The following is a 24210-nucleotide window of genomic DNA, read 5'->3' on the forward strand; positions in this document are numbered from 1 at the left end:
ACCCTCAGCCTGATTCAGTGAAAGACTGAGCTTCGGAAAGCAAGGGGAGAGCAACAAAGAGGGATCAGATGGACGCATCGCAGCTTCCTGACGCAGGGGCGCAGGAAAGCGCTGAACGGCTTGGAATTTTTGATTGCGAGGAAGCGCATAAAACACCCACAAGCGTCGATTACAAGAACCTGTTCAACTCGGGCATGATAGTTCTCGACACGAATGTATTAATCAATTTGTACCGATCCAACGAGAGGACCCGCAGGGATACCTTTGCGGTGCTCTACCGCCTGCAAGAGCGATTGTGGATTCCCCATCAAGTGCTGTCCGAGTTCTGGCGGAACCGTGACCTACCTTCCGTCAAAGGTCACCATCGAGCGAAAGCCCGGACCGCCTGTGCTGCAGTTGACAAAGCGTTGCGATCATTGAGTGACGCTGCGGACCGCTGGCTGAAAGATGTGCACCTAGACACCGACGATGCGGCCAACCAGAGAATCAAAGGCTATAGGGATCAAATTGAAGGATCCCTTGAGGAGATGAAGAGATATATTGAAAGGCAAGCGGAAAGTGACGCCGTAGAGGGAACGGACTCTACGCATACTGACCCGATTCTAGTGCAACTGGACCCATTGCTGCTCGGCAGGATTGGTTCCCCCCTGCCTCCCGATGAATACGCAGAGGCTGTGGCGGAGGCGAAGCGTCGCGCAGACAGGGAAATACCGCCGGGTTACGCCGACTATGCCTCGAAGCCAGACGACCAGGCTGCCGGAGATTACATAATCTGGAAGCAGGTCATCGATGAAGCGGCGAAGGTCAGGGAAGACGTCTTGCTCATCACAGGGGACGTGAAAGAGGACTGGTGGACGCCACGGGCAGGACAACATCTCGCCCGCCCACGGATGGAACTGCGAAGCGAGATGCGTAGAGGAGCGGGGGTTGAGCTATTCATGATGACCCCGAGTCAGCTTCTAGCAGAGGCCTCCAGCGCCTTCAAGCTCAAGGTGGACGAACGCTCCGTCAGTGACCTAGCAAGTCGCGAAAGAAGTGTCGACTTCGATGCACTTCCAGCGCTTCTCCGAAATGCAATCCTCACGGCGATAGAAGCGGCCCATGCCCGTGCAACGACCGTCCATCAAGTGAGTGGCCTAAAGGCTAGGTCGCCGTATGGCTTTACGATGTCCGAGTTGGTCATGGAAGAACTGGCGGAACGAGTCGCGGACATTGGCGGTGACGCCCTGAATGTAGATGGAATGCAATGCCCGATCTTCGATGGTCTTCTGCTCATTCCCATGAGGACCTCTCCGGGGCGCGAATCTACACGGATGCTGTCTTCCCAGCGATTGAAGAGGATTGGCTCAGCCATCAACGCTTCACGCGATATGCTCAACTTCAACAATGTCCCGCTCGCTAACCTGACACCCATTGTCGTCTATTATGCCTCTAGCCCGGATTCTGGAGTTGAATTCGTTTACGCCGTCATGGGAGATTTTGACGCTAGAGGGAATTTTGATATCGAGCTTCGCTTTAGTTTGCTGTAATGCGTGAGCTGCCGCCTCGTGCTTCGCTACAGCAGCTCTGCATCTATAACTGACATCAACGGCGGCGGACGCGGGTACCACTGCTCGGCCCGGGGCGGTCGGCCTGACCGGGTAGCAGCGCCACTGGGTGGCGCTCGGATCGAACTCAACGGTCTGTCCCACTTCAAAGCCGGGCCGCCTGTGGGCCGTCGAAGGGCGGCCCAGGGCGACCAACAACGACCACCGACGGCCCCTCGGCGGGCAGCCAGCGCTGCACCGAGGCCGCTCGCCCGAGGTGGCTCCCATCCCTCACCACTTCCTGCGCAACAAGAAGCAGGAGTGGGAGGAGTACCGCTCCGAGGTCACCGCGTTCGAGCTGCGCAAGAACCTGCCGGTGCTGTAGGCGCAGGTCGGAGACCTCTGCCGCTGACGCGGCGGGTGGGGGGCGACGGTCATGGACTGTCGTCCCCCACTGCTGCGCCCGCCCCGGGTCAGGCATGATGTGCCCATGACTGCACCGTCCACCCCGCACCGAAAGGCCGATGCCGCGTAACCGGCCGGCCCGGACCAGCCTCGCCGTCCACCGGTTCGAGGCCCTGTCGAACGACTACCACGTCTTCCCCGGCGTCACCGACCGTGCCCTCCGGCGTTACCGGGCGTTTCTGACACCTCCTGGCCGGCGGACCCGCTACCCCTTCCTGGACGACTGCTCGTGCCGCGGCTGCTCCCTCCGCGACATCAGACACACCCGCGATGTCCTCGGCATCGTCCTGCGGAACCTGCCACGCCGGCCCCGCGCCGAGCTGGGCCGCCTGGTCGCCGCCCTCGACGCCGTCTACCTGGAGCGCACCCTCCCCGACCCGTTCGCCGACGTACGCCGGGAATGGCGCCCCCACGTCTGGTGGTACCGCCGTCTGGAAGGCTGCCGGTACGCCGCGACGGGGACCGTGTGACGCGCGGCCCGCGGCCGGCGCCGAGATGTTGGCGCTGAGATGCGTGGCCCGTGCCCTTTGCTGCCGGGGTCCGGCCGCTCTCGTCGCGCGCCGGTCAGGACGGGGCGGGTACGGCCCGGTGCGACGCGGCGTCGCATCGCGCACGGGAGGCAGGGGCCGGCTCCGCTCCTGGTGGCCGATCGACCCGCCCGGCCCGGCCGACCCCGTCCGGCCGACGCTTCCCCCAGGTACTCCGGTTAGGCTCAGCCCGTACGACCTTGATCGGGCTCGATCGACACGGGAGGCCGGAGATGACGGCGCCGGGGCGCAGGAGCAGCACGTTCTCGCGACTGCTGCGGCACGGATTCACGGACCCCTCGGCGGCCGAGCGGCTGCTGGAGAGCACGGAGCTGGCGGCCGTACGGAGTGATCCGGTGCTGCTGGACGCGCTGGGGGCCACCGCCGATCCCGATCTCGCGCTGGCGGGTCTCGTCCGGCTGCTGGAGGCGCAGCCGGACGACACGGACCGGCGCAAGGTGCTGGACACCCTGATAGCGGCGAAGCCGCTGCGGGACCGGCTGCTCGGGGTGCTCGGGGCGTCCGCCGCGCTGGGCGAGCATCTCGCCCGGCACTCGCACGACTGGCAGGCGCTCGTGACGTACGAGCCGCACGACCTGCATCCGGGGGTCGAGGAGTTCGAGCGCGGCCTCGCCGGGGCCACCGACCCCGTCTCCCTCCGGGTCGCCTACCGCCGCTGTCTGCTGTCCATCGCGGCCCGCGACGTGTGCGGCACCACCGACGTCGCCCAGGCGGCCGCCGAACTCGCCGACCTCGCCACCGCCACCCTCCGCGCGGCCCTCGCCATGGCGCGGGACGCCGCGCCCGAGGACGCGGCGCTGTGCCGGCTCGCGGTGATCGCGATGGGCAAGTGCGGGGGCCACGAACTGAACTACGTCTCCGACGTCGACGTCATCTTCGTCGGGGAGACCGCGGACGGGGCCGACGAGCAGAAGGCCGTTCGCGCCGCCACCCGGCTCGCCTCGCACATGATGCGGATCTGTTCCGAGACGACCGTCGAGGGCAGCATCTGGCCCGTCGACGCCAACCTGCGGCCCGAGGGCCGCAACGGCCCGCTCGTACGGACGCTCAGCAGCCATCTCGCGTACTACCAGCGGTGGGCGAAGACCTGGGAGTTCCAGGCACTGCTGAAGGCCCGGCCGGTGGCCGGGGACATGGAGCTGGGGGAGCAGTACATCGCCGCGCTCGAACCCCTGGTGTGGAAGGCCGCCGAGCGGGAGAACTTCGTCGCCGACGTGCAGCGCATGCGCCGCAGGGTCGTCGAGAACATCCCGGCCGCCGAGATCGACCGCCAGCTGAAGCTGGGGCCGGGCGGTCTGCGGGACGTCGAGTTCGCCGTGCAGCTGCTTCAGCTGGTCCACGGGCGCGCCGACACCTCGCTGCGCAGCGGCACCACCCTCGACGCGCTGGGCGCGCTGGCCGCCGGCGGGTACGTGGGACGCACCGACGCCGCCCAGCTCGACGCCGCCTACCGCTTCCTGCGCTTGATGGAACACCGCATCCAGCTCTACCGGCTGCGCCGCACCCATCTCGTCCCCGAGGGCGAGAACGACCTGCGGCGCATCGGCCGCTCGCTGGGGCTGCGCACCGAGCCGGTCGCCGAGCTGAACCGCGAGTGGCGGCGCCACGCGGCCGTCGTACGGCGACTGCACGAGAAGCTCTTCTACCGCCCGCTCCTCGACGCCGTCGCCCAGCTCGCGCCCGGGGAGGCGAGGCTGAGCGCCGACGCGGCCCGCGAACGCCTCGTCGCCCTCGGCTACGCCGACCCGGCCTCCGCCCTGCGCCACCTGGAGGCCCTGGCCTCCGGCGTCACCCGCAAGGCCGCCATCCAGCGCACCCTCCTGCCGGTCCTCCTGGGCTGGTTCGCCGACTCGGCCGACCCGGACGCCGGACTCCTGAACTTCCGCAAGGTCTCCGACGCCCTCGGCAAGACTCCCTGGTATCTGCGGCTGCTGCGCGACGAGGGCGCCGCCGCCGAGAACCTCGCCCGGGTCCTGTCCGCCGGGCGCCTCGCCCCCGACCTCCTCATGCGCGCCCCCGAGGCCGTCGCCCTCCTCGGCGACGGGGACGGCGGCGCCGGGGGCCTCGAACCCCGCGGACGCGCCCACCTGGAACAGGAGATCCTCGCCGCCGTCGGCCGCGCCGACGGCGCCGCCCAGGGCGTCACGGCCGCGCGCGGCGTACGGCGCCGCGAACTGTTCCGTACGGCCGCCGCGGACATCGTCGGCTCCTACGGCACCGAGGCGTTTCCGGCCACCGCCGACCAGGGCGCGCTGGTCGACCTGGTCGGCGGCGCGATCTCCGACATCACCGCGGCGACCCTCGCGGGCACCCTCCGCGCGGTTGTCCGCGAGGGCTGGGGCGACACCCTTCCCACCCGGTTCGCCGTCATCGGCATGGGCCGCTTCGGCGGCCACGAACTGGGCTACGGCTCCGACGCCGACGTCCTGTTCGTCCACGAGCCGTGGGAGGGGGCCGACGAGCAGGAGGCGGCCCGCGCGGCGAACGCGGTCGTGGCGGAGATGCGCCGCCTGCTCCAGCTCCCCAGCGCCGACCCGCCGCTCCTCATCGACGCCGACCTGCGGCCCGAGGGCAAGTCCGGTCCTCTGGTACGGACCCTCAAGTCCTACGAGGCGTACTACCGCCGGTGGTCGCTGGTCTGGGAGTCCCACGCCCTGCTGCGGGCCGAACCGGTCGCAGGCGACCCGGACCTCGGCCGTCGCTTCGTCGAACTCGTCGACCCGCTCCGCTATCCGGCGGACGGCCTCGGGGAGGACGCGGTCCGGGAGATCCGCCGGCTCAAGGCCCGTATGGAGTCGGAGCGGCTTCCGCGGGGCGCCGACCCGACGCTCCACACCAAGCTCGGCCGCGGCGGTCTCTCGGACGTCGAGTGGACCGTCCAGCTCCTCCAGCTCCGCCACGGCCGGCGCGAGCCGGCCCTGCGCACCACCCGCACCCGGGCCGCGCTCGACGCCGCCCGGGAGGCCGGCCTCGTCACGGACGAGGAGGCGGCGACCCTCGACGAGGCCTGGGTCCTCGCGACCCGGGTGCGCAACGCGGTCATGCTCGTCCGCGGCCGGGCCGGCGACACGTTCCCCTCCGACAGCCGTGAGGTGGCCGCGGTCGGTCGTTACCTGGGGTACGGCCCCGGGCACGTGGGCGACATGCTCGACGACTACCGCAGGACCACGCGGCGGGCGCGGGCGGTGGTGGAGGACTTGTTCTACGGCACGTGAGGGCTGGGCCCTTGCGACTCGGGGGCGCGGGTTCGTTCGGCGGGTGCGGTGGGTGGGGGTTGTCCGCGCAGTTCCCCGCGCCCCTGACAAGCGACCGGGACTATGCCTTCACCGGCGCCAACAGCCGGCCCCCGTCGCCCGCGGTCACCTCGCGCGGCAGCGCGTACGGCATCGATCCGTACCAGAGCCGCGCCACCCCGTAGCCGAAGGCCAGGCAGATCAAGCCGCCGACCGCGTCGAGCCAGAAGTGGTTGGCGGTGGCCACGATCACGACCAGCGTCAGCGTCGGGTAGAGGAGACCCAGCACCCGCACCCACGGCACCGAGGCCAGCGCGAAGATCGTCAGACCGCACCACAGGGACCAGCCGATGTGCATGGAGGGCATGGCCGCGTACTGGTTCGACATGTTCTTCAGGTCGCCGGAGGCCATGGAGCCCCAGGTCTGGTGCACCACGACCGTGTCGATGAAGTTCTCGCCGGTCATCAGACGGGGCGGGGCCAGGGGATAGAAGTAGTAGCCGACCAGGGCCACCGCCGTCGTCGCGAACAGCACCAGACGCGTCGCGGCGTAACGGCCGGGGTGGCTACGGTAGAGCCACACGAGGACACCGAGCGTGACGACGAAGTGCAGCGTCGCGTAGTAGTAGTTCATACCGACGATCAGCCATGTGACCGAGTTCACGGCATGGTTGACCGTCTGCTCCACGGCGATCCCGAGGTGGTGCTCCGCCTTCCAGATCCAGTCGGCGTTGGCGAGGGCCTTCTCCTTCTGCTCCGGGACCGCGTTGCGGATCAGTGAGTACGTCCAGTAGCTCACCGCGATCAGCAGGATCTCGAACCAGAGACGTGGGCGACGAGGGGCTCTCAGCCGGTGCAGAAGCCCCTGCTCCGGCGCGTCCGTGACGGACCGCGGAGCGGCCTGCTCCCGGCCTTCCTCCAGTGTCGTCACGGTCGTGTCACCCATGGGCACAGAGTCTGCCAGATAAGCCATCCCCCACCGATCATCCTCTGGTCGGGTTCTCTCCGCACGTTCTTCGGGGTAGCGCGGGGGCACCCCTCATACGCACGTAGGGCACCCGCCCCCGATTTCTCCGACTCAGGTACGACTACGGTCCCCAGGAGCCGAAGCCGTGGACCCCCGCACCACCAGCTCCGGCATGAACACGAACTCACTGTGCGGCGCCGGCGTCCCGCCGATCTCCTCCAGCAACGTGCGCACCGCAGCCTGCCCCATGGCGGGGACCGGCTTGCGGATCGTCGTCAGGGGCGGATCGGTGAAGGCGATCAAGGGGGAGTCGTCGAAGCCGACCACCGAGACGTCCCGGGGGACCTCCAGACCCCGCTGCCGGGCCGCCCGGATCGCGCCCAGCGCCATCATGTCGCTCGCGCACACCACCGCCGTGCAGTCCCGGTCCATGAGCGCCATCGCCGCCGCCTGACCGCCCTCCAGGGTGTAGAGGGAGTGCTGGACCAGCTCGGACTCGATGTCCATGCCATCCAGGCCCAACTGCTCCTGCATCGTGCGGACGAACCCCTCGATCTTGCGCTGTACCGGGACGAACCGCTTGGGCCCCAGGGCCAGACCTATCCGGGTGTGCCCCAGTGACACCAGGTGCGTCACCGCGAGGCTCATCGCCGCACGGTCGTCCGGTGAGATGAAAGGGGCCTGCACCTTGGGGGAGAAGCCGTCGACGAGCACGAAGGGCACGCCCTGCGCGCGCAGCTGCTCGTAGCGCTGCATGTCCGCGGAGGTGTCCGCGTGCAGACCGGAGACGAAGATGATGCCGGCGACACCGCGGTCGACGAGCATCTCGGTCAGCTCGTCCTCGGTCGATCCGCCGGGGGTCTGGGTGGCGAGCACCGGGGTGTAACCCTGCCGCGTCAGCGCCTGGCCGATGACCTGCGCCAACGCCGGGAATATGGGATTCTCCAGCTCCGGGGTGATGAGGCCCACCAGCCCCGCGCTGCGCTGCCGCAGCCGTACCGGCCGCTCGTAGCCCAGTACGTCGAGTGCGGCAAGGACGGACTGGCGAGTGGTCGCGGCGACGCCCGGCTTCCCGTTCAGGACGCGGCTGACAGTCGCCTCGCTGACCCCCGCCTGGGCTGCGATGTCGGCAAGCCGTGTGGTCACAGCACCGGACTGTACCGGCCGGGCATCCGCTTGCACACCGGCCCGTCGCCGGGTGCGGGCAGGGGTGCGGCCCACTGCGGGCTGCTGCGTCATCGCGGTCCCTCGTGATTCTGGTCGGTGTCCGTGGGGGCGCCCCTGCGTGAAAGAGATGGCTTTCGCAAGAGCTGACGGGCTGATGATTCCCGTACTCGCCCAGTTGTGGCAAGAGCTTGCAGAGTCTTTCACGGCCGCGCGAACCCCCCTTGATCGGCTCTGATGCGGGGTTGCGGGCCCATTGAGCGCAGGTCACGGCGGGGTAACCATCACCGCTTCTTGCATTTTTTTGCAGCAAGGTCTTTCGTCCGGCTTACATCGCTGTTACGTTCGGCCACGCCCGGCGGCGGCAACGGCGCGCCGGCACCTCGGCAGGAGCGGCGGACGGGGCCCTCCTCCCAGCACACGGGCTTAACCCTCAAGGAGATCTCATGCGGCGTGGCATAGCGGCCACCGCGCTGGTGGCGTCCCTCGCCCTCGCGGCGACGGCCTGCGGCGGAAGTGACAGCGGCGACTCGGCCGGCGGTCCGGTCACCATCACCTGGTGGGACACGTCCAACGCCACCAATGAGGCACCGACGTACAAGGCCTTGGTCAAGGAGTTCGAGGCCGCCAACAAGGACATCAAGGTCAAGTACGTCAACGTGCCCTTCGACCAGGCGCAGAACAAGTTCGACACCGCCGCCGGCTCCAAGGGCGCCCCGGACATCCTGCGCTCCGAGGTCGGCTGGACGCCCGCGTTCGCGAAGAAGGGCTTCTTCCTGCCGCTGGACGGCACGGAGGCCCTCGCGGACCAGGACAAGTTCCAGCCCAACCTGATCAAGCAGGCCCAGTACGACGGCAAGACCTACGGCGTGCCGTTCGTCACCGACACCCTCGCGCTGGTCTACAACAAGGAGCTCTTCGAGAAGGCCGGCATCAAGGAGGCCCCCAAGACCTGGGCCGACCTGAAGAAGGCCGCCGCCACCGTCAAGAGCAAGACCGGCGTCGACGGCTACTGGGGCTCCACCCAGGCGTACTACGCCCAGTCCTTCCTCTACGGCGAGGGCGCCGACACCGTCGACGTCGCAGCCAAGAAGATCACGGTCAAGTCCCCCGCGGCCGTGAAGGGCTACGAGACCTGGCTGGGCCTGTTCGACGGCAAGGGCCTGCACAAGGCGGACACCACCGCCGACGCCTACGCCCACATCCAGGACGCCTTCGTCAACGGCAAGGTCGCCTCGATCGTCCAGGGCCCGTGGGAGATCACCAACTTCTACAAGGGCTCCGCGTTCAAGGACAAGGCCAACCTCGGCATCGCCACCGTCCCGGCCGGCTCCACCGGCAAGCCGGGCGCCCCGACCGGCGGCCACAACCTCTCGGTCTACGCCGGCTCCGACAAGGCGCACCAGGAGGCCTCGCTGAAGTTCGTGAAGTTCATGACCTCGGCGAAGTCCCAGGAGACCATCGCCCTGAAGAACTCCACGCTGCCCACGCGGGACGACGCCTACACCACCGAGGTCAAGGCCGACCCGGGCATCGCCGGCTACCAGACGGTCCTCGCCGCCGCCCAGCCGCGTCCCGAGCTGCCCGAGTACAGCTCGCTGTGGGGCCCGCTCGACACCGAACTGCTCGCCATCGCCGGGGGCAAGAAGTCCCTGGACAAGGGCCTGAGCAGCGCGGAGACCTCGATCGCCAAGCTGGTCCCGGACTACAGCAAGTGACCCCGAGTGGCCGCCGCGTCCGACCGACCTGTCGAGGGACGGACGCGGCGGCCACCGGCCCGCGTACCAGCCGGCACCGGCCCGCGTACCAGCCGGCACCGGCCCGCGTACCAGCCCAGCCCCGATCTTCCAGTGATCTTCCAGAAGGTGTCGAACGATGACAGTCGCCATCGACCGAGCGACCGGCAAGCGCCGCGGTGAGCCGGGCGGGCGCCCGGGTCCGCTGTCGCGTCTGAAGCACTCCTACCAGCGCCACTGGTACGCCTACGCGATGATCGCCCCGGTCGTCGTCGTGCTCGGCGTCCTCGTGGTGTATCCGCTGGTCCGCGGCTTCTACCTCACGCTCACCAACGCCAACAGCCTCAACTCGGCGCGCACGATCGGCGTCAACCACATCGAGGCGACCTACGAGTTCATCGGCTTCGCCAACTACGCCGACATCCTGTGGGGCCCGACCGCGTACGACCGCTTCTGGTCGCACTTCATCTGGACGATCGTCTGGACGGCGCTCTGCGTCACCCTGCACTACGTCATCGGCCTCGGCCTGGCGCTGCTGCTCAACCAGAAGCTGCGCGGCCGCACCTTCTACCGGCTGATCCTGGTCCTGCCGTGGGCCGTGCCCACCTTCGTCACCGTGTTCGGCTGGCGGTTCATGCTCGCCGACGGCGGCGTCATCAACGCCGGCCTCGAAGCCCTGCACCTGCCGACCCCACTGTGGCTGGAGGACACTTTCTGGCAGCGGTTCGCCGCGATCATGGTGAACACCTGGTGCGGCGTGCCGTTCATGATGGTCTCGCTGCTCGGTGGCCTCCAGTCCATCGACTCCTCCCTCTACGAGGCCGCCGAGATGGACGGAGCGAGCGCCTGGCAGCGCTTCCGGTACGTCACCCTGCCGGGTCTGCGGTCCGTCAGCTCCACCGTCGTCCTGCTCGGGGTGATCTGGACCTTCAACCAGTTCGCCGTCATCTTCCTGCTGTTCGGCGACACCGCCCCCGAGGCACAGATCCTCGTGACCTGGGCGTACTACCTCGGCTTCGGTCAGCAGCCGCGTGACTTCGCGCAGTCGGCGGCCTACGGCATCCTGCTGCTGGCCATCCTGATCGTCTTCACCTCCGTCTACCGCCGCTGGCTGAACCGCGATGAGCAGCAGCTCGCGATCTGAGGCAGGAGCCCCCATGAGCACCACGACCGTCAAGACCCCGGCTCCGGCGGACCCCACGCCCACGCCGACCGCCGCCGCGCGCCGGTCGCGCGGGCGCGGTGAGCGCAGCCTCGCCGGTTCCCTCACCTCGCACGCCGTCCTCATCGTGGCGAGCCTGGTCGCGCTCTTCCCGATCGCCTGGCTGGTCTTCCTCTCCTTCGGCCCGGACAAGGACGACTATCTGCACCCCGGGCGCATCGTCGGCAAGATGACGCTCGACAACTACGCGTTCGTGCTGCAGAAGACGGCGTTCTTCGACTGGCTGGTCAGCACGCTCGTGGTGTCGCTCGGCACGACCGTCATCGGTGTGCTGATCTCCGCCACCACCGGTTACGCGGTCTCCCGCATGCGGTTCCCGGGCTACCGCAAGTTCATGTGGGTGCTCCTGGTCACCCAGATGTTCCCGGTCGCCGTACTGATGGTGCCGATGTACGAGATCCTGTCGGAACTCCAGCTCGTCGACAGCTACCTTGGTCTCATCCTCGTCTACTGCTCGACGGCCGTGCCGTACTGCGCCTGGCTGTTGAAGGGTTACTTCGACACGATCCCGTTCGAGATCGACGAGGCGGGACGCGTCGACGGGCTGACCCCCTTCGGCACGTTCGCGCGGCTGATCCTGCCGCTCGCCAAGCCCGGGCTGGCGGTGGCCGCGTTCTACAGCTTCATCACCGCGTTCGGGGAGGTCGCCTTTGCCTCGACGTTCATGCTGTCGGACACGAAGTACACCTTCGCGGTCGGCCTGCAGAGCTTCGTCAGTGAGCACGACGCCCAGCAGAACCTCATGTTCGCCACGGCGGTCCTGGTCGCGATCCCCGTCTCCGGGTTCTTCTACCTGGTGCAGAAGAACCTGGTGACGGGGCTGACCGCCGGCGGCACCAAGGGCTGAGCCCGCCACCCCGATGACTCCCGTACGCCTTGCCGTACGGGTGGCGGCCGCGGTGTCCATCCGACCCCGCTGTCACCGCGGCCGCCTCGTCAACCGACCCGAGACACCGATGCCCTCACCTCCGTTACGTACCAAGGACGTCATGAGCCAGCACTCCTCCACCGACCCGGCCGACAACTCCGCGCTCGCCACCGTCGCCCCCAGCCGCGACTGGTGGCGGGACGCGGTGATCTACCAGGTCTACCCGCGCAGCTTCGCCGACAGCAACGGCGACGGCATGGGCGACCTGGAGGGCGTACGCTCCCGCCTGCCGTACCTGCGCGACCTGGGCGTGGACGCCGTCTGGCTGTCCCCCTTCTACGCCTCCCCGCAGGCCGACGCCGGCTACGACGTCGCGGACTACCGTGCCGTCGACCCCATGTTCGGCAATCTGCTGGACGCCGACGCCCTCATCCGCGACGCCCATGGGCTGGGTCTGCGTGTCATCGTCGACCTCGTCCCCAACCACTCCTCCGACCAGCACGAATGGTTCAAGCGTGCGGTGGCGGAGGGCCCCGGCTCGCCGCTGCGCGACCGCTACCACTTCCGCCCCGGCAAGGGGAAGAACGGCGAGCTCCCCCCGAACGACTGGGAGTCGATCTTCGGCGGCCCGGCCTGGACCCGGGTGACGGAGCCCGACGGCACGCCGGGGGAGTGGTACCTGCACCTCTTCGCCCCCGAGCAGCCCGACTTCAACTGGGAGCACCCGGCCGTCGGCGACGAGTTCCGCTCCATCCTGCGCTTCTGGCTCGACATGGGCGTGGACGGCTTCCGCATCGACGTGGCGCACGGCCTGGTGAAGGCCGAGGGCCTCCCGGACCTCGGATCCCACGAGCAGCTCAAGCTGCTGGGCAACGATGTCATGCCGTTCTTCGACCAGGACGGTGTGCACGCCATCTACCGCGAGTGGCGGCTGGTGCTCGACGAGTACGCCGGGGAACGCATCTTCGTCGCCGAGGCGTGGACCCCCACCGTCGAGCGCACGGCGAACTACGTCCGCCCGGACGAGCTGCACCAGGCGTTCAACTTCCAGTACCTCGGCACCGACTGGGACGCGGCCGAGCTGAAGGTGGTCATCGACCGCACCCTCGACGCGATGCGCCCGGTGGGCGCCCCCGCCACCTGGGTGCTGTCCAACCACGACGTGACCCGCCACGCCACCCGCTTCGCCAACGAGCCGGGCCTCGGCACGCAGATCCGCCTCGCCGGCGACCGCGAGCTGGGCCTCAGGCGCGCCCGCGCGGCGACGCTGCTGATGCTGGCGCTGCCCGGCTCGGCGTACGTGTACCAGGGCGAGGAACTGGGCCTCCCGGACGTCGTGGACCTCCCCGACGAGGTCCGCCAGGACCCCGCCTACTTCCGGGGTGCGGGGCAGGACGGCTTCCGCGACGGCTGCCGCGTGCCGATCCCGTGGACCCGCACCGGCTCCTCGTACGGCTTCGGCGCGGGCGGCTCCTGGCTGCCGCAGCCCGCCGAGTGGGGCGACCTGAGCGTCGAGGCGCAGACGGGCGCCGAGGGCTCCACCCTGGAGCTGTACCGCACCGCGCTCGCCGTCCGCCGCGAGCAGCCCGCCCTCGGCGCGGGCGACTCCGTCGAGTGGCTGAAGGCGCCCGAGGGCGTCCTCGCCTTCCGCCGCGGCGACTTCGTGTGCGTCGCCAACACCACCGGGGAGTCGGTCACGATCCCCGCGTACGGCCGGGTGCTCGTCGCCAGCGGAGAACCGACCGTCGTCGGGGACGAGGCGAAGCTGCCGGCGGACACGACGGTGTGGTGGACGACCGTCTGACCGGCACGACCACCGAGGCCCGCCGCCCCGAGAGGGGCGGCGGGCCTCCTGCCGTCCGCGGGCCCGGCCGTCACGCCGTGACCCTGCCTCCGTCTCCCTGAGCGGCGGCGATCACCGCGCAGACGGTGGCGGTCGCGGCGAGGCTCCCCAGCATCACCAGGCCCACGCCTATGCCGTGGAGGCCGCTCGCGTCGTCCGACCAGTCGTAGAACGAGGCGACGGTCAGCCCGGCCGTGGTACCGGCCACCGCGCCCACGAAGTAGCGGTGCGACGCCGCCCAGTACACCGCCGCCAGCAGGGTCAGCACCAGCCCGATCACCTGCCACGCCTCGTACGGCCCGGTCGTCGAACCGTCCGGGTGCACATCCCGCCGCTGGTCCCAGCCCAGCCAGGCGGCCCACATCACCGATGACGCCGCGGCCGGCACGAGGACCGTCAACAGCCGGGCGGCGGGGTTGCTCTGTCGTCGAGTCATGCCCTCAGCGTTCCGGCCGCCCGGACCGCCCGGCAGAGCGCACATACTCAGATCCCCCCGAGTATCCGACCCGAGTGCGCGCCGCCCGGCCTTCGGGAACCGAGGGCTCCTTCCCAACCCCCTTGCCCGTGAAGACATTTCGCGTCGGTGAAGAACGTGTGTCAGGAGGGTTGACCGTTTGACGAACTGGCTCGTACCTTCTGGGCGGTTGAAAATTTTCAGCCATCTTGCAGCAAGAATCGGCAACGGATCTTGCGCACCTGCTTTCCGACCCGTTTCCGAACCCCCTTCGGAACTCCCCAGGACCCCCTTCAACGGAGAAGGACCCCACATGGCCAGCAGAACCCTCTCCGGCGCGCTCGCCCTCGCGGCGGGCGCGTCCCTCGCGCTCGCCGTCCCCACGGGCAGCGCGTACGCCTCCCCGCCCGGCACCAAGGACGTCACCGCCGTCCTCTTCGAATGGGACTTCGCCTCGGTCGCCAAGGAGTGCACCAACACCCTCGGCCCCAACGGCTACGGATACGTCCAGGTCTCCCCGCCCGCCGAGCACATACAGGGCTCGCAGTGGTGGACGTCGTACCAGCCGGTGAGCTACCGGATCGCGGGCCGGCTCGGTGACGCCACCGCGTTCAAGAACATGATCGACACGTGTCACGCCGCCGGGGTGAAGGTCGTCGTCGACACGGTGATCAACCACATGTCGGCGGGCAGCGGCACCGGCACCGGCGGCTCGTCGTACAGCAAGTACACCTACCCCGGTCTGTACTCCTCGTTCGACTTCGACAACTGCACCGCGCAGATCACCGACTACCAGGACCGCGGGAACGTCCAGAACTGCGAACTCGTGGGCCTCGCCGACCTCGACACCGGGGAGGACTACGTCCGCTCGGCCATCGCCGGGTACATGAACACCCTGCTCGGCCACGGTGTCGACGGCTTCCGCATCGACGCGGCCAAGCACATCCCGGCCGCCGACCTCGCCAACATCAAGTCGCGGCTGACCAACCCGTCGGTCTACTGGAAGCAGGAGGCCATCCACGGCTCCGGCGAGGCCGTCCAGCCCACCGAGTACACGGGCAACGGGGACGTCCAGGAGTTCCGCTACGCGTTCGACCTCAAGCGGGTCTTCAACAACGAGAACCTCGCCTACCTCAAGAACTACGGCGAGGGCTGGGGCTACATGAACAGCTCCGTCGCCGGTGTCTTCGTCGACAACCACGACACCGAGCGCAACGGCTCCACCCTCAGCTACAAGGACAACGCCACCTACACCCTCGCCAACGTCTTCATGCTGGCGTACCCGTACGGCGCCCCGGACATCAACTCCGGCTACGAGTTCTCCTCCACGGACGCCGGGCCGCCCAACAACGGTACCGTCAACGCCTGTTGGCAGGACGGCTGGAAGTGCCAGCACGCCTGGCCGGAGATCATGCGCATGGTGCCCTTCCGGAACGCCACACGCGGCGAGGCCGTCACCAACTGGTGGGACAACGGGGGCGACGCGATCGCCTTCGGACGCGGCAGCAAGGGCTACGTGGCCATCAACCACGAGTCGGGCAGCCTGACCCGGACGTACCAGACCTCGCTCCCGGCCGGGACGTACTGCAACGTCCAGAACAACACGACGGTGACCGTGAACGGCTCCGGCCAGTTCACCGCCACGCTCGGATCCAACACGGCGCTGGCGATCTATGCCGGTAAGTCCGGCTGTTGACCCACCCGGGCGGAACTGAAAGCACTTACCGGTGCTTTCAAGCCTCTTGCTGAAAACCTTTCGGCGGCGATACGGTCGCGCGGGGTCGGACCCACCCAGAGGGCGTTGTGCGGGACCTTCACAACGCCCCCAGAGCCGTCATCGCTAGGAGTCCCTCTGTGATACCGAGATGGCCGACGCCGTCGAGGCGCCGTACCGCCCGCGCCGAACGGGCCGCCGTGGTCAGTGCGGTCACCGTGACCGCACTGACCGCCGCGCTCGTCCAGCCGCTCGCGGCGGGGGCCGCCACACCGCCCCCGCCTCCGTCCGACGCGAAGCTGGCCGCCGAGCCCGCCCGCCACGACCTGACCCGCGAGCAGTTCTACTTCGTCCTGCCGGATCGTTTCGCCAATGGGGACAGGGCGAACGACAAGGGCGGACTGACCGGCTCCCGGCTCGCCACCGGGTACGACCCCACCGACAAGGGCTTCTACCAGGGCGGTGACCTCAAGGGCCTCACCAAGCGGCTCGACTACATCAAGGGCCTCGGCACCACCGCCATCTGGCTGGCCCCCATCTTCAAGAACCAGCCCGTCCAGGGCACCGGGGAGAACGCCTCCGCCGGCTACCACGGCTACTGGATCACCGACTTCACCAAGGTCGACCCGCACTTCGGCACCAACAAGGACCTGGAGACCCTCATCTCCAAGGCCCACGCCAAGGGCATGAAGGTCTTCTTCGACGTCATCACCAACCACACGGCGGACGTCGTCGACTACAAGGAGAAGTCCTACGACTACCTCTCCAAGGGCGCCTTCCCCTACCTGACCAAGGACGGCAGGCCCTTCGACGACGCCGACTACGCCGACGGCGCCAAGGCGTTCCCGAAGGTCGACCGGGACTCCTTCCCCCGGACGCCCGTCGTCCCGTCCTCGAAGAAGAACCTCAAGGTCCCGGCCTGGCTCAACGACCCCACGATGTACCACAACCGGGGTGACTCCACCTGGGCCGGCGAGTCCGCCACCTACGGCGACTTCGTCGGGCTCGACGACCTGTGGACCGAGCGTCCCGAGGTCGTCGAGGGCATGGAGAAGATCTACGAGAAGTGGGTCAGGGACTTCAGGATCGACGGCTTCCGCATCGACACCGTGAAGCACGTCAACACCGAGTTCTGGACCCGGTGGGCGACCGCGCTCGACGCCTACGCGGCGAAGAAGGGCCGGGACGACTTCTTCATGTTCGGCGAGGTCTACTCCGCCGACACCTCCGTGACCTCCCCGTACGTCACCCAGGGCCGCCTCGACTCCACGCTCGACTTCCCCTTCCAGGACGCGGCACGGTCGTACGCCTCCCAGGGCGGCAGCGCCAAGAAGCTCGCCGCCGTCTTCGGCGACGACTACAGGTACACGACCGACAAGGCCAACGCCTACGAGCAGGTCACCTTCCTCGGCAACCACGACATGGGCCGCATCGGGACGTTCCTCAAGCAGGACAACCCCAAGGCCGGCGACGCCGAACTGCTCGCCAAGGACCGGCTCGCCAACGAGCTGATGTTCCTCAGCCGCGGCAACCCTGTCGTCTACTACGGCGACGAGCAGGGCTTCACCGGCGCGGGCGGCGACAAGGACGCCCGCCAGACCCTGTTCGCCTCCAAGGTCGCCGACTACCTGGACGACGACCAGCTGGGCACCGACCGCACCCACGCCAAGGACGCCTACGACACGAAGGCGCCGCTCTACCGGCAGATCAGCGCGCTCGCGAAGCTCCGCAAGGCCAACCCGGCGCTCGCCGACGGCGTCCAGACCGAGCGCCACGCGGCCGACGGCGCGGGCGTCTACGCCTTCTCCCGCACCGACGCCCGGACCGGCGTCGAGTACGTCGTCGCCTTCAACAACGCGGACGACGCCAAGTCGGCGACGTTCGCGACCGGTTCGGCGGGCATGACCTTCAAGGGCATCTACGGGACGAAGAGCCAGGTCAAGAGCGACTCCGACCGCAAGGTCACCGTCACCGTCCCGGGCGGCTCGTCCATCGTCCTCAAGGCCGCCGGCAAGCTCGGCAAGCCCGCCGCCAAGCCGTCCGTCACCCTCAAGGCCCCGGCGGCCGGCGCCACCGGCACCGTCGAGATCAGTGCCGACGTCGACGGGGGGCAGCTCAACCGGGTCGTCTTCGCCGCGCAGGTCGGCAACGGCAAGTGGAAGACGCTGGGCTCCGCCGACCACGCCCCCTACAAGGTCACACACACCGTCGGCAAGGACGTCCCCGCCGGAACGGCCCTGCGCTACAAGGCCGTCGTGATCGACTCGGCCGGCCGCACCGCGAGCGCCACGGCGTCCTCCACCACGGGCACCCCGCCCGCCCCCGAGATCCCCACGGCCTCCTCCCGCGACTACGCGATCGTCCACTACAAGCGCGCCGACGGCGACTACACCGACTGGCGGCTGTACGCCTGGGGCGACATCGCCGAGGGCGAGGGCACGACCTGGCCGGAGGGGCACGACTTCGTCGGGCGGGACGCCTACGGTGCCTTCGCCTACGTCAAGCTGAAGCCCGGCGCCTCGAACGTCGGCTACCTCGTCATCGACAAGGACGGAAACAAGGACGTCTCCGCCGACCGCTCCATCGACGTCACCAGGACGGGCGAGATCTGGGTCGAGCAGGGCAAGGAGGCCGTCCGCACGGAGAGGCCGGCCGCCGAGTACCCCGAGCAGGACAAGTCCAAGGCGGTCCTGCACTACCACCGCGCCGACGGGAAGTACGACGGCTGGGGCCTGCACGTCTGGGCCGGCGCCGCCAACCCCACCGAGTGGTCCAAGCCCCTGGAGCCGGTGCGGACCGACGCGTACGGCGCCGTCTTCGAGGTGCCGCTCGCCGAGGGCGCCACCAGTCTCAGCTACATCCTCCACAAGGGCGACGAGAAGGACCTCCCCGCCGACCAGGCCCTCGACCTCAAGGCGAACGGGCACGAGGTGTGGCTGCTGAGCGGCCAGGAGAAGTACCTGCTCCCGCAGCCGGCCGGGTCCGCCGCCGCGCTCGACCCGACCACCTCCAAGGCGGTCTGGATCGACCGGAACACCCTCGCCTGGAACGGCAATGAGGCCGCCGCCTCCACCCAGCTGCTGTACTCCCGCACCGGCTCCATCGCGGTGAAGGAGGGCGCGCTCACCAGCACCGACGAGCGCCGGCTCCGCCTCACCAAGTCGTCCCTCACCGACGCCCAGAAGGCGAGGTTCCCGCACCTGAGGTCGTACACCGCCTGGACCGTCGACCCCCGTGACCGCGACCGGGTCCGCGAGGCCCTGCGCGGGCAGCTCGTCGCCTCCCAGCGGGCCGCGAACGGAGCCGTGCTCGCGGCGACCGGCGTCCAGATCGCCGGGGTCCTCGACGACCTCTACGACGGATCGGACGCCGACCTCGGCCCGACCTTCCGCAAGGGCCGCCCCACCCTCGCCGTCTGGGCCCCCACCGCCCAGCGGGTCTCCCTCGACCTGGACGGCAGGAGCGTGGCCATGAAGCGGGACGGCGCCTCCGGCGTCTGGTCCGTCACCGGCCCCACGTCCTGGAAGGGCAAGCCCTACCGGTACACCGTCAAGGTGTGGGCCCCGAGCGTCGGCAAGGTCGTCACCAACAAGGTCACCGACCCCTACTCCGTCGCCCTGACCGCCGATTCCGAGCGGAGCCTGGTCGTCGACCTCGCCGACCGGTCGCTCGCCCCGCGCGGCTGGACCTCGTACGACAAGCCCAGGGCCGTACCGCTGAAGGACGCCCAGATCCAGGAGCTGCACATCCGCGACTTCTCGATCGCCGACAAGACCGTCCCCGCCGAGGACAAGGGCACCTACCTCGCCTTCACCGACAAGGACAGCGCCGGCTCGAAGCACCTGCGGCAGCTGGCGAAGGCCGGCACCTCGTACGTGCACCTGCTGCCCGCCTTCGACATCGCCACCATCCCCGAGAGGAAGGCCGACCAGACGACCCCCGACTGCGACCTCGGCTCCTACGCCGCCGACTCCGACCAGCAGCAGGAGTGCGTGGCGAAGGCCGCCGCCAAGGACGCGTTCAACTGGGGCTACGACCCGTACCACTACACCGTCCCCGAGGGCTCGTACGCGACCGACCCGGACGGGACGCGGCGCACGGTCGAGTTCCGCAAGATGGTCAAGTCGCTCAACGACGACGGGCTGCGGGTCGTGATGGACGTGGTCTACAACCACACCACGGCCAGCGGCCAGGCGAAGACCAGCGTCCTCGACAAGGTCGTCCCCGGCTACTACCAGCGGCTCCTCGCCGACGGCTCCGTCGCGACCAGCACCTGCTGCGCCAACACCGCGCCCGAGAACACCATGATGGGCAAGCTCGTCGTCGACTCGATCGTCACCTGGGCCAAGGAGTACAAGGTCGACGGCTTCCGCTTCGACCTGATGGGCCACCACCCCAAGGCCAACATCCTCGCCGTCCGCAAGGCCCTGGACGGCCTGACCCTCGCCAGGGACGGCGTCGACGGCAAGAAGATCATCCTGTACGGGGAGGGCTGGAACTTCGGCGAGGTCGCCGACGACGCCCGCTTCACCCAGGCCACGCAGAAGAACATGGCCGGCACGGGCATCGCCACCTTCTCCGACCGCGCCCGTGACGCCGTCCGCGGCGGCGGCCCCTTCGACGAGGACCCGGGCGTCCAGGGCTTCGCCTCCGGCCTCTACACCGAGCCCAACTCCTCGGAGGGCAACGGCACCCCGGCCGAGCAGAAGTCCCGGCTGCTGCACTACCAGGACCTCGTCAAGGTCGGCCTGAGCGGCAACCTCGCGAACTACCGGTTCACCGACACCAGCGGCAAGGAGGTCAAGGGCTCCGAGGTCGACTACAACGGCAGCGCCGCCGGCTACGCGGCCGCCCCGGGCGACGCCCTCGCCTACGTCGACGCCCACGACAACGAGTCGCTGTTCGACGCGCTGGCCTTCAAGCTGCCGAAGTCGACGAGCGCCGCCGACCGGGCGCGTATGCAGGTCCTCGCCATGGCGACGGCCGCCCTCTCCCAGGGCCCCGCCCTCTCCCAGGCGGGCACCGACCTGCTGCGCTCCAAGTCCCTCGACCGCAACTCGTACGACAGCGGCGACTGGTTCAACGCGATCCACTGGGACTGCCGCGACGGCAACGGCTTCGGACGCGGTCTGCCCCCGGCAGCCGACAACAAGTCCAAGTGGCCCTACGGCAAGCCCCTGCTGACCTCGGTCGCGGTCGGCTGCGACCAGATCGAGGGCGCCTCGGCCGCGTACCGGGACCTGCTGCGCATCCGTTCGACGGAGGGCGACTTCTCCCTCGACACCACCGGACAGGTCCAGTCGAAGCTCTCCTTCCCGCTCTCGGGCAAGGACGAGACCCCCGGCGTGATCACCATGGAACTGGGCGACCTGGTCGTCGTCTTCAACGCCACCCCCGGAAAGGCGAAGCAGACGGTGACGGACCTGGCCGGAACGGCCTACGCCCTGCACCCGGTGCAGGCGGAGGGCGCGGACTCTACCGTCAAGTCCGCCTCCTACGAGGCGGAATCCGGCACGTTCGCCGTTCCGGGGCGGACCGTGGCCGTATTCGCACGCTCGAACCGGTAGGCCGCTAGCTTGGGTGGTGCAGGTGGAGAGGGCCTGCACCACCCCAGCCTCAGGGACGAGCAGCCGTATGAGTCTCATGGCCGACGAAGGACGCACCACCGTTCTGGTGGTCGACGACGCGGCCGCCGGCCGCTACGCCATGGGCGCGGTGCTGCGCAGAGCCGGACACAGCGTCGTCCCCGTGGCCAGCGCCGCGGAGGCCCTCACCGAACTCGACGCACGGCTCCGCTCGGGCGCACTGCCCGACGTGGCCCTCGTGGACGTGGGTCTCCCCGACATGAGCGGCTTCGAACTCTGCCGCCGGCTCAAGGCACGGCGCCCCACGGCGGCCCTGCCCGTGGTCCACTTCTCCGCCGCGGCCGTCGCCCCCGGCGACCGCTGCCGGGGCCTCGACGCCGGCGGCGAGGCCTATCTGACGGTGCCCGCCGAACCCGAGGAGATCCAGGCGGTCGTCCGCGCCGCCGTACGGGGCGCCCGGATGCGCAACGGCGCCGAGGCCCTCGTCCGCCGGCTCACCCTGCTCTCCGAGACCATCGTCGACGTCCAGGCCGCCCGCACCCTGGGGGAACTGGCCGCGGCCGCCGCCGAGGGCGCCGCCCGGCTCACCCGGTCACCGGCCGCCGTGTTCGTCCTCGGCGAGAACGGCGAACTCTACAGCGGCACCTCCCGAGGCCGGGCCCGCACCACCCTCCCCGACACCAGTGCCCACGACGCCGTGGCCCGGCTCATCCGCCGCGTCACCGCGGCCGACCCCGGTGCGCACGACACGGTGGTCCCCGCCCCGCTGTGGCCCGCCGGATTCTTCCGGCCGGGCGTCTGCGAGGACGCCCGACTGGTGCTGGCCCGCACGGAGGGCGGCGCCCCCGTGTGCGTCGCCGTGCCCCTGGACGGCACCGGCGGCACGTGCCCCGACACCACCGGCCTCGTCTCCCGGCTCGCCCAGGCCACCGCGTTCGCCGCGCAGCCGCTGCTCATGTACCAGGTCGAGCGGCATGTCGCCCTCACCCTCCAGCACAGCTTCCTGCCCAAGCAGGTACCCGAGTTCCCCGGTCTGGAAGTGGTCGTCCGCTATGTGCCGGCGTCCCGCCAGACCGAGATCGGCGGCGACTTCTACGTGGCCGTCTCCACCCGCGGCGGCATCCTCACCGCCGTCGGCGACGTCGTCGGGCACTCCCTGGAGGCCGCCACCGTGATGGTCGAGATCCGGCACGCCCTGCGTGCCTTCGCGGTGGAGGACGCCGACCCCGGTGCGCTGGCCGCCCGGCTCGACCAGATGCTCCAGCACCACCACCCCGACGTCACCGCCACGGTCTGCCTCACCCTGGTCGAACCCCGGAGTGGACGTGTGAGCGTCGCCAACGCCGGCCATATCCCGCCGCTGGTCGTCCACGAGGCCGGCGACGCCGAGTACGTGGACGCCTCCGGGCCGCTCCTCGGGCTCGGCCTCGAACGGCCCGAGCCCACGGAGACGACGCTCTGGCCCACGGACCGGCTCCTGATGGTCACCGACGGGCTCATCGAGACCCGCGGCATCGACCTCGCCGTGTCCATGGAGCACCTGCGGACCGCCGCGGCGGACGCCCCGCTCGGCACCGCCGCCCTCTGCGACACCCTGCTGCACTGCTTCGGGCGGGACCGGGACGACGACATCGCGATGCTGGCGCTCCGCCTCCGGCTAGGGTGAGCTGAGTTTTTCAGCCGCTGGAACACCTTGCCGAGGAGCGCACCCATGCCGCAGATCTCCGTGGACTACTCCGCCGTACTCTCCGGGGATTTCGACCGGCCCGGGTTCGCGAAGGCCCTGCACGAGGAGGTCGTACGGACCGCCGCGGCCAAGCCGGAGGCATGCAAGACGCAGTTCCGGCGGACCGAGGACACGACGGTGGGCCCCGACACCGAGGGGCACGCGGTCGTGCACGTCACGATGGGGCTGCTCGCGGGCCGCACCGACGAGACGAAGGCGACGCTGACGGAGAACGTGCTGGGCCTGCTCCGGGAGTACGTGAAGGTGGCGGACGGGCTGTCCTTCCACGCCTCGGCGGAAGTACGGGACCTCGACCCCTCCTACCGGAAGTTCGAGGCCTAGAGTCTGCCGGCGCGGAAGTCCCGCGCCTTCATCACGGCTGCGCCAGAGTCACCAGGCGACCCACCAGGCCACCGAACGGGCCGTCCTCCGGTTCGCCGGCGATCACCTGGCGCAGTATCGCCGCCATCTCCTCGTCGGACGCCGCGCTCACCGCCATGAGCGCGGCGAAGTCGTGCACGAGCTGGGTCTCCAGCTCCCTGCGGGGGATCTCACGGCCGTCCAGCCAGATGAGGGCGGTGGATTCGGCCAGGGAGATCCAGGAGCGGATCAGGAGTTCGAGGCGTGCGGGCGGGTCCTTGATGTCGAGGTGCGACAGGATCTGGACATACGCGGCCTGGCGAACACCGTCGATGAGGGCGTTCGTACGGGAGGAACCGACGGACGGGCCGCCGCCCATCAGGGCCGAGAAACCGGGTCCGTGCTCGTCGACGAAGTCGAAGAAGCGCCGCATCATCCGGAGGAGCCGGCCCCCGAGCGGGCCCTCGCGAGGCTCGACGAAACGATCCGCCAGATCCTCCGAAGCACGCTGCAACGCGGCCTCGTACAGGCTGAGTTTGCCGGGAAAGTAGTGGTACACGAGCGGCCGGGAGATACCGGCAGCCGTCGCTATCTCGTCGATGGAGACCTCTTCGGGCGAGCGCCGGCCGAAGAGGTCGAGGGCGATGCCGATCAACTGCTGTCGCCGCTCCTCCACACCCATCCTGCGGCGCACCCCGGTACTCATGCGAACACCTTACCGATTGATTCCGGCCTTCGACCGGCTGGATCGTTGGGATCAGGCGGACCGGCGGACCGGGTTTCTCGCGCACGAGCCCCC

At 69.3% G+C, this 24210-nt stretch carries 15 protein-coding genes and 1 pseudogene; 12 read left to right on the forward strand and 4 right to left on the reverse strand.

Annotation, left to right across the window (positions count from 1 at the left end; translation table 11 throughout):
• The first annotated feature begins 68 nt into the window (after window positions 1-68).
• The 4 genes and pseudogenes from AC067N_RS00725 (at window position 69) to AC067N_RS00740 (ending at window position 5754) form a co-directional block, all read left to right on the forward strand.
• Entirely contained in the window at window positions 69-1529 is a 1461-nt protein-coding gene (locus AC067N_RS00725) for a PIN-like domain-containing protein (protein WP_478676699.1), read from the forward strand.
• Between the two features lie 295 nt (window positions 1530-1824).
• A pseudogene (locus tag AC067N_RS00730) lies at window positions 1825-1911 on the forward strand (glutamine synthetase); the annotation flags it as partial.
• A 139-nt stretch (window positions 1912-2050) separates the two neighbouring features.
• The gene (locus tag AC067N_RS00735) at window positions 2051-2461 is read left to right on the forward strand and encodes a hypothetical protein (protein WP_478676700.1); all 411 of its coding nucleotides are present in this window, start codon (window positions 2051-2053) and stop codon (window positions 2459-2461) included.
• A 290-nt stretch (window positions 2462-2751) separates the two neighbouring features.
• Window positions 2752-5754 carry a bifunctional [glutamine synthetase] adenylyltransferase/[glutamine synthetase]-adenylyl-L-tyrosine phosphorylase gene (locus tag AC067N_RS00740; protein ID WP_478676701.1) on the forward strand — a complete coding sequence of 1001 codons (3003 nt, stop codon included), beginning with the start codon at window positions 2752-2754 and terminating at the stop codon, window positions 5752-5754.
• Between the two features lie 100 nt (window positions 5755-5854).
• Here the strand turns inward: AC067N_RS00740 and AC067N_RS00745 are convergent, their stop codons facing one another.
• Window positions 5855-6718, reverse strand: coding sequence for a phosphatase PAP2 family protein (locus AC067N_RS00745; RefSeq protein ID WP_478676702.1), 864 nt, complete (start codon window positions 6716-6718; stop codon window positions 5855-5857).
• Between the two features lie 132 nt (window positions 6719-6850).
• The gene (locus AC067N_RS00750; protein WP_478676703.1) at window positions 6851-7885 is read right to left on the reverse strand and encodes a LacI family DNA-binding transcriptional regulator; all 1035 of its coding nucleotides are present in this window, start codon (window positions 7883-7885) and stop codon (window positions 6851-6853) included.
• A 464-nt stretch (window positions 7886-8349) separates the two neighbouring features.
• Between AC067N_RS00750 and AC067N_RS00755 the strand changes: the two genes are divergently transcribed.
• The 4 genes from AC067N_RS00755 to AC067N_RS00770 all read left to right on the forward strand — a co-directional run bounded on the left by AC067N_RS00755 (window position 8350) and on the right by AC067N_RS00770 (window position 13533).
• Window positions 8350-9621, forward strand: a complete 1272-nt coding sequence (locus tag AC067N_RS00755; RefSeq protein ID WP_478676704.1) for an extracellular solute-binding protein — start codon at window positions 8350-8352, stop codon at window positions 9619-9621.
• Between the two features lie 157 nt (window positions 9622-9778).
• Window positions 9779-10783: a carbohydrate ABC transporter permease gene (locus AC067N_RS00760; protein ID WP_478676705.1), complete on the forward strand. Its 1005-nt coding sequence runs from the start codon at window positions 9779-9781 to the stop codon at window positions 10781-10783.
• A 13-nt stretch (window positions 10784-10796) separates the two neighbouring features.
• Window positions 10797-11708 (forward strand): sugar ABC transporter permease, encoded by a 912-nt coding sequence (locus AC067N_RS00765; RefSeq protein ID WP_478676706.1) that lies wholly within the window; start codon window positions 10797-10799, stop codon window positions 11706-11708.
• Between the two features lie 142 nt (window positions 11709-11850).
• Window positions 11851-13533 (forward strand): glycoside hydrolase family 13 protein, encoded by a 1683-nt coding sequence (locus AC067N_RS00770; protein ID WP_478676707.1) that lies wholly within the window; start codon window positions 11851-11853, stop codon window positions 13531-13533.
• A 70-nt stretch (window positions 13534-13603) separates the two neighbouring features.
• Here AC067N_RS00770 and AC067N_RS00775 read toward each other — a convergent pair whose 3' ends face one another.
• Window positions 13604-14008: a hypothetical protein gene (locus AC067N_RS00775; protein ID WP_478676708.1), complete on the reverse strand. Its 405-nt coding sequence runs from the start codon at window positions 14006-14008 to the stop codon at window positions 13604-13606.
• Between the two features lie 331 nt (window positions 14009-14339).
• On the opposite strand from AC067N_RS00775, the gene AC067N_RS00780 reads away from it, so the two are divergent.
• The 4 genes from AC067N_RS00780 (at window position 14340) to AC067N_RS00795 (ending at window position 23393) form a co-directional block, all read left to right on the forward strand.
• Window positions 14340-15722, forward strand: coding sequence for an alpha-amylase (locus AC067N_RS00780; RefSeq protein WP_478676709.1), 1383 nt, complete (start codon window positions 14340-14342; stop codon window positions 15720-15722).
• 158 nt (window positions 15723-15880) lie between these two features.
• Window positions 15881-21307, forward strand: a complete 5427-nt coding sequence (gene pulA, locus AC067N_RS00785) for a pullulanase-type alpha-1,6-glucosidase (RefSeq protein ID WP_478676710.1) — start codon at window positions 15881-15883, stop codon at window positions 21305-21307.
• A gap of 76 nt (window positions 21308-21383) precedes the next feature.
• The gene (locus AC067N_RS00790; protein ID WP_478677165.1) at window positions 21384-22991 is read left to right on the forward strand and encodes a SpoIIE family protein phosphatase; all 1608 of its coding nucleotides are present in this window, start codon (window positions 21384-21386) and stop codon (window positions 22989-22991) included.
• A gap of 45 nt (window positions 22992-23036) precedes the next feature.
• Window positions 23037-23393: a 5-carboxymethyl-2-hydroxymuconate Delta-isomerase gene (locus AC067N_RS00795; RefSeq protein WP_478676711.1), complete on the forward strand. Its 357-nt coding sequence runs from the start codon at window positions 23037-23039 to the stop codon at window positions 23391-23393.
• A 31-nt stretch (window positions 23394-23424) separates the two neighbouring features.
• Here AC067N_RS00795 and AC067N_RS00800 read toward each other — a convergent pair whose 3' ends face one another.
• Window positions 23425-24117, reverse strand: a complete 693-nt coding sequence (locus tag AC067N_RS00800) for a TetR/AcrR family transcriptional regulator (RefSeq protein WP_478676712.1) — start codon at window positions 24115-24117, stop codon at window positions 23425-23427.
• Between the last annotated feature and the right edge of the window lie 93 nt (window positions 24118-24210).

The sequence above is a fragment of the Streptomyces sp. NPDC042364 genome (assembly GCF_056437585.1).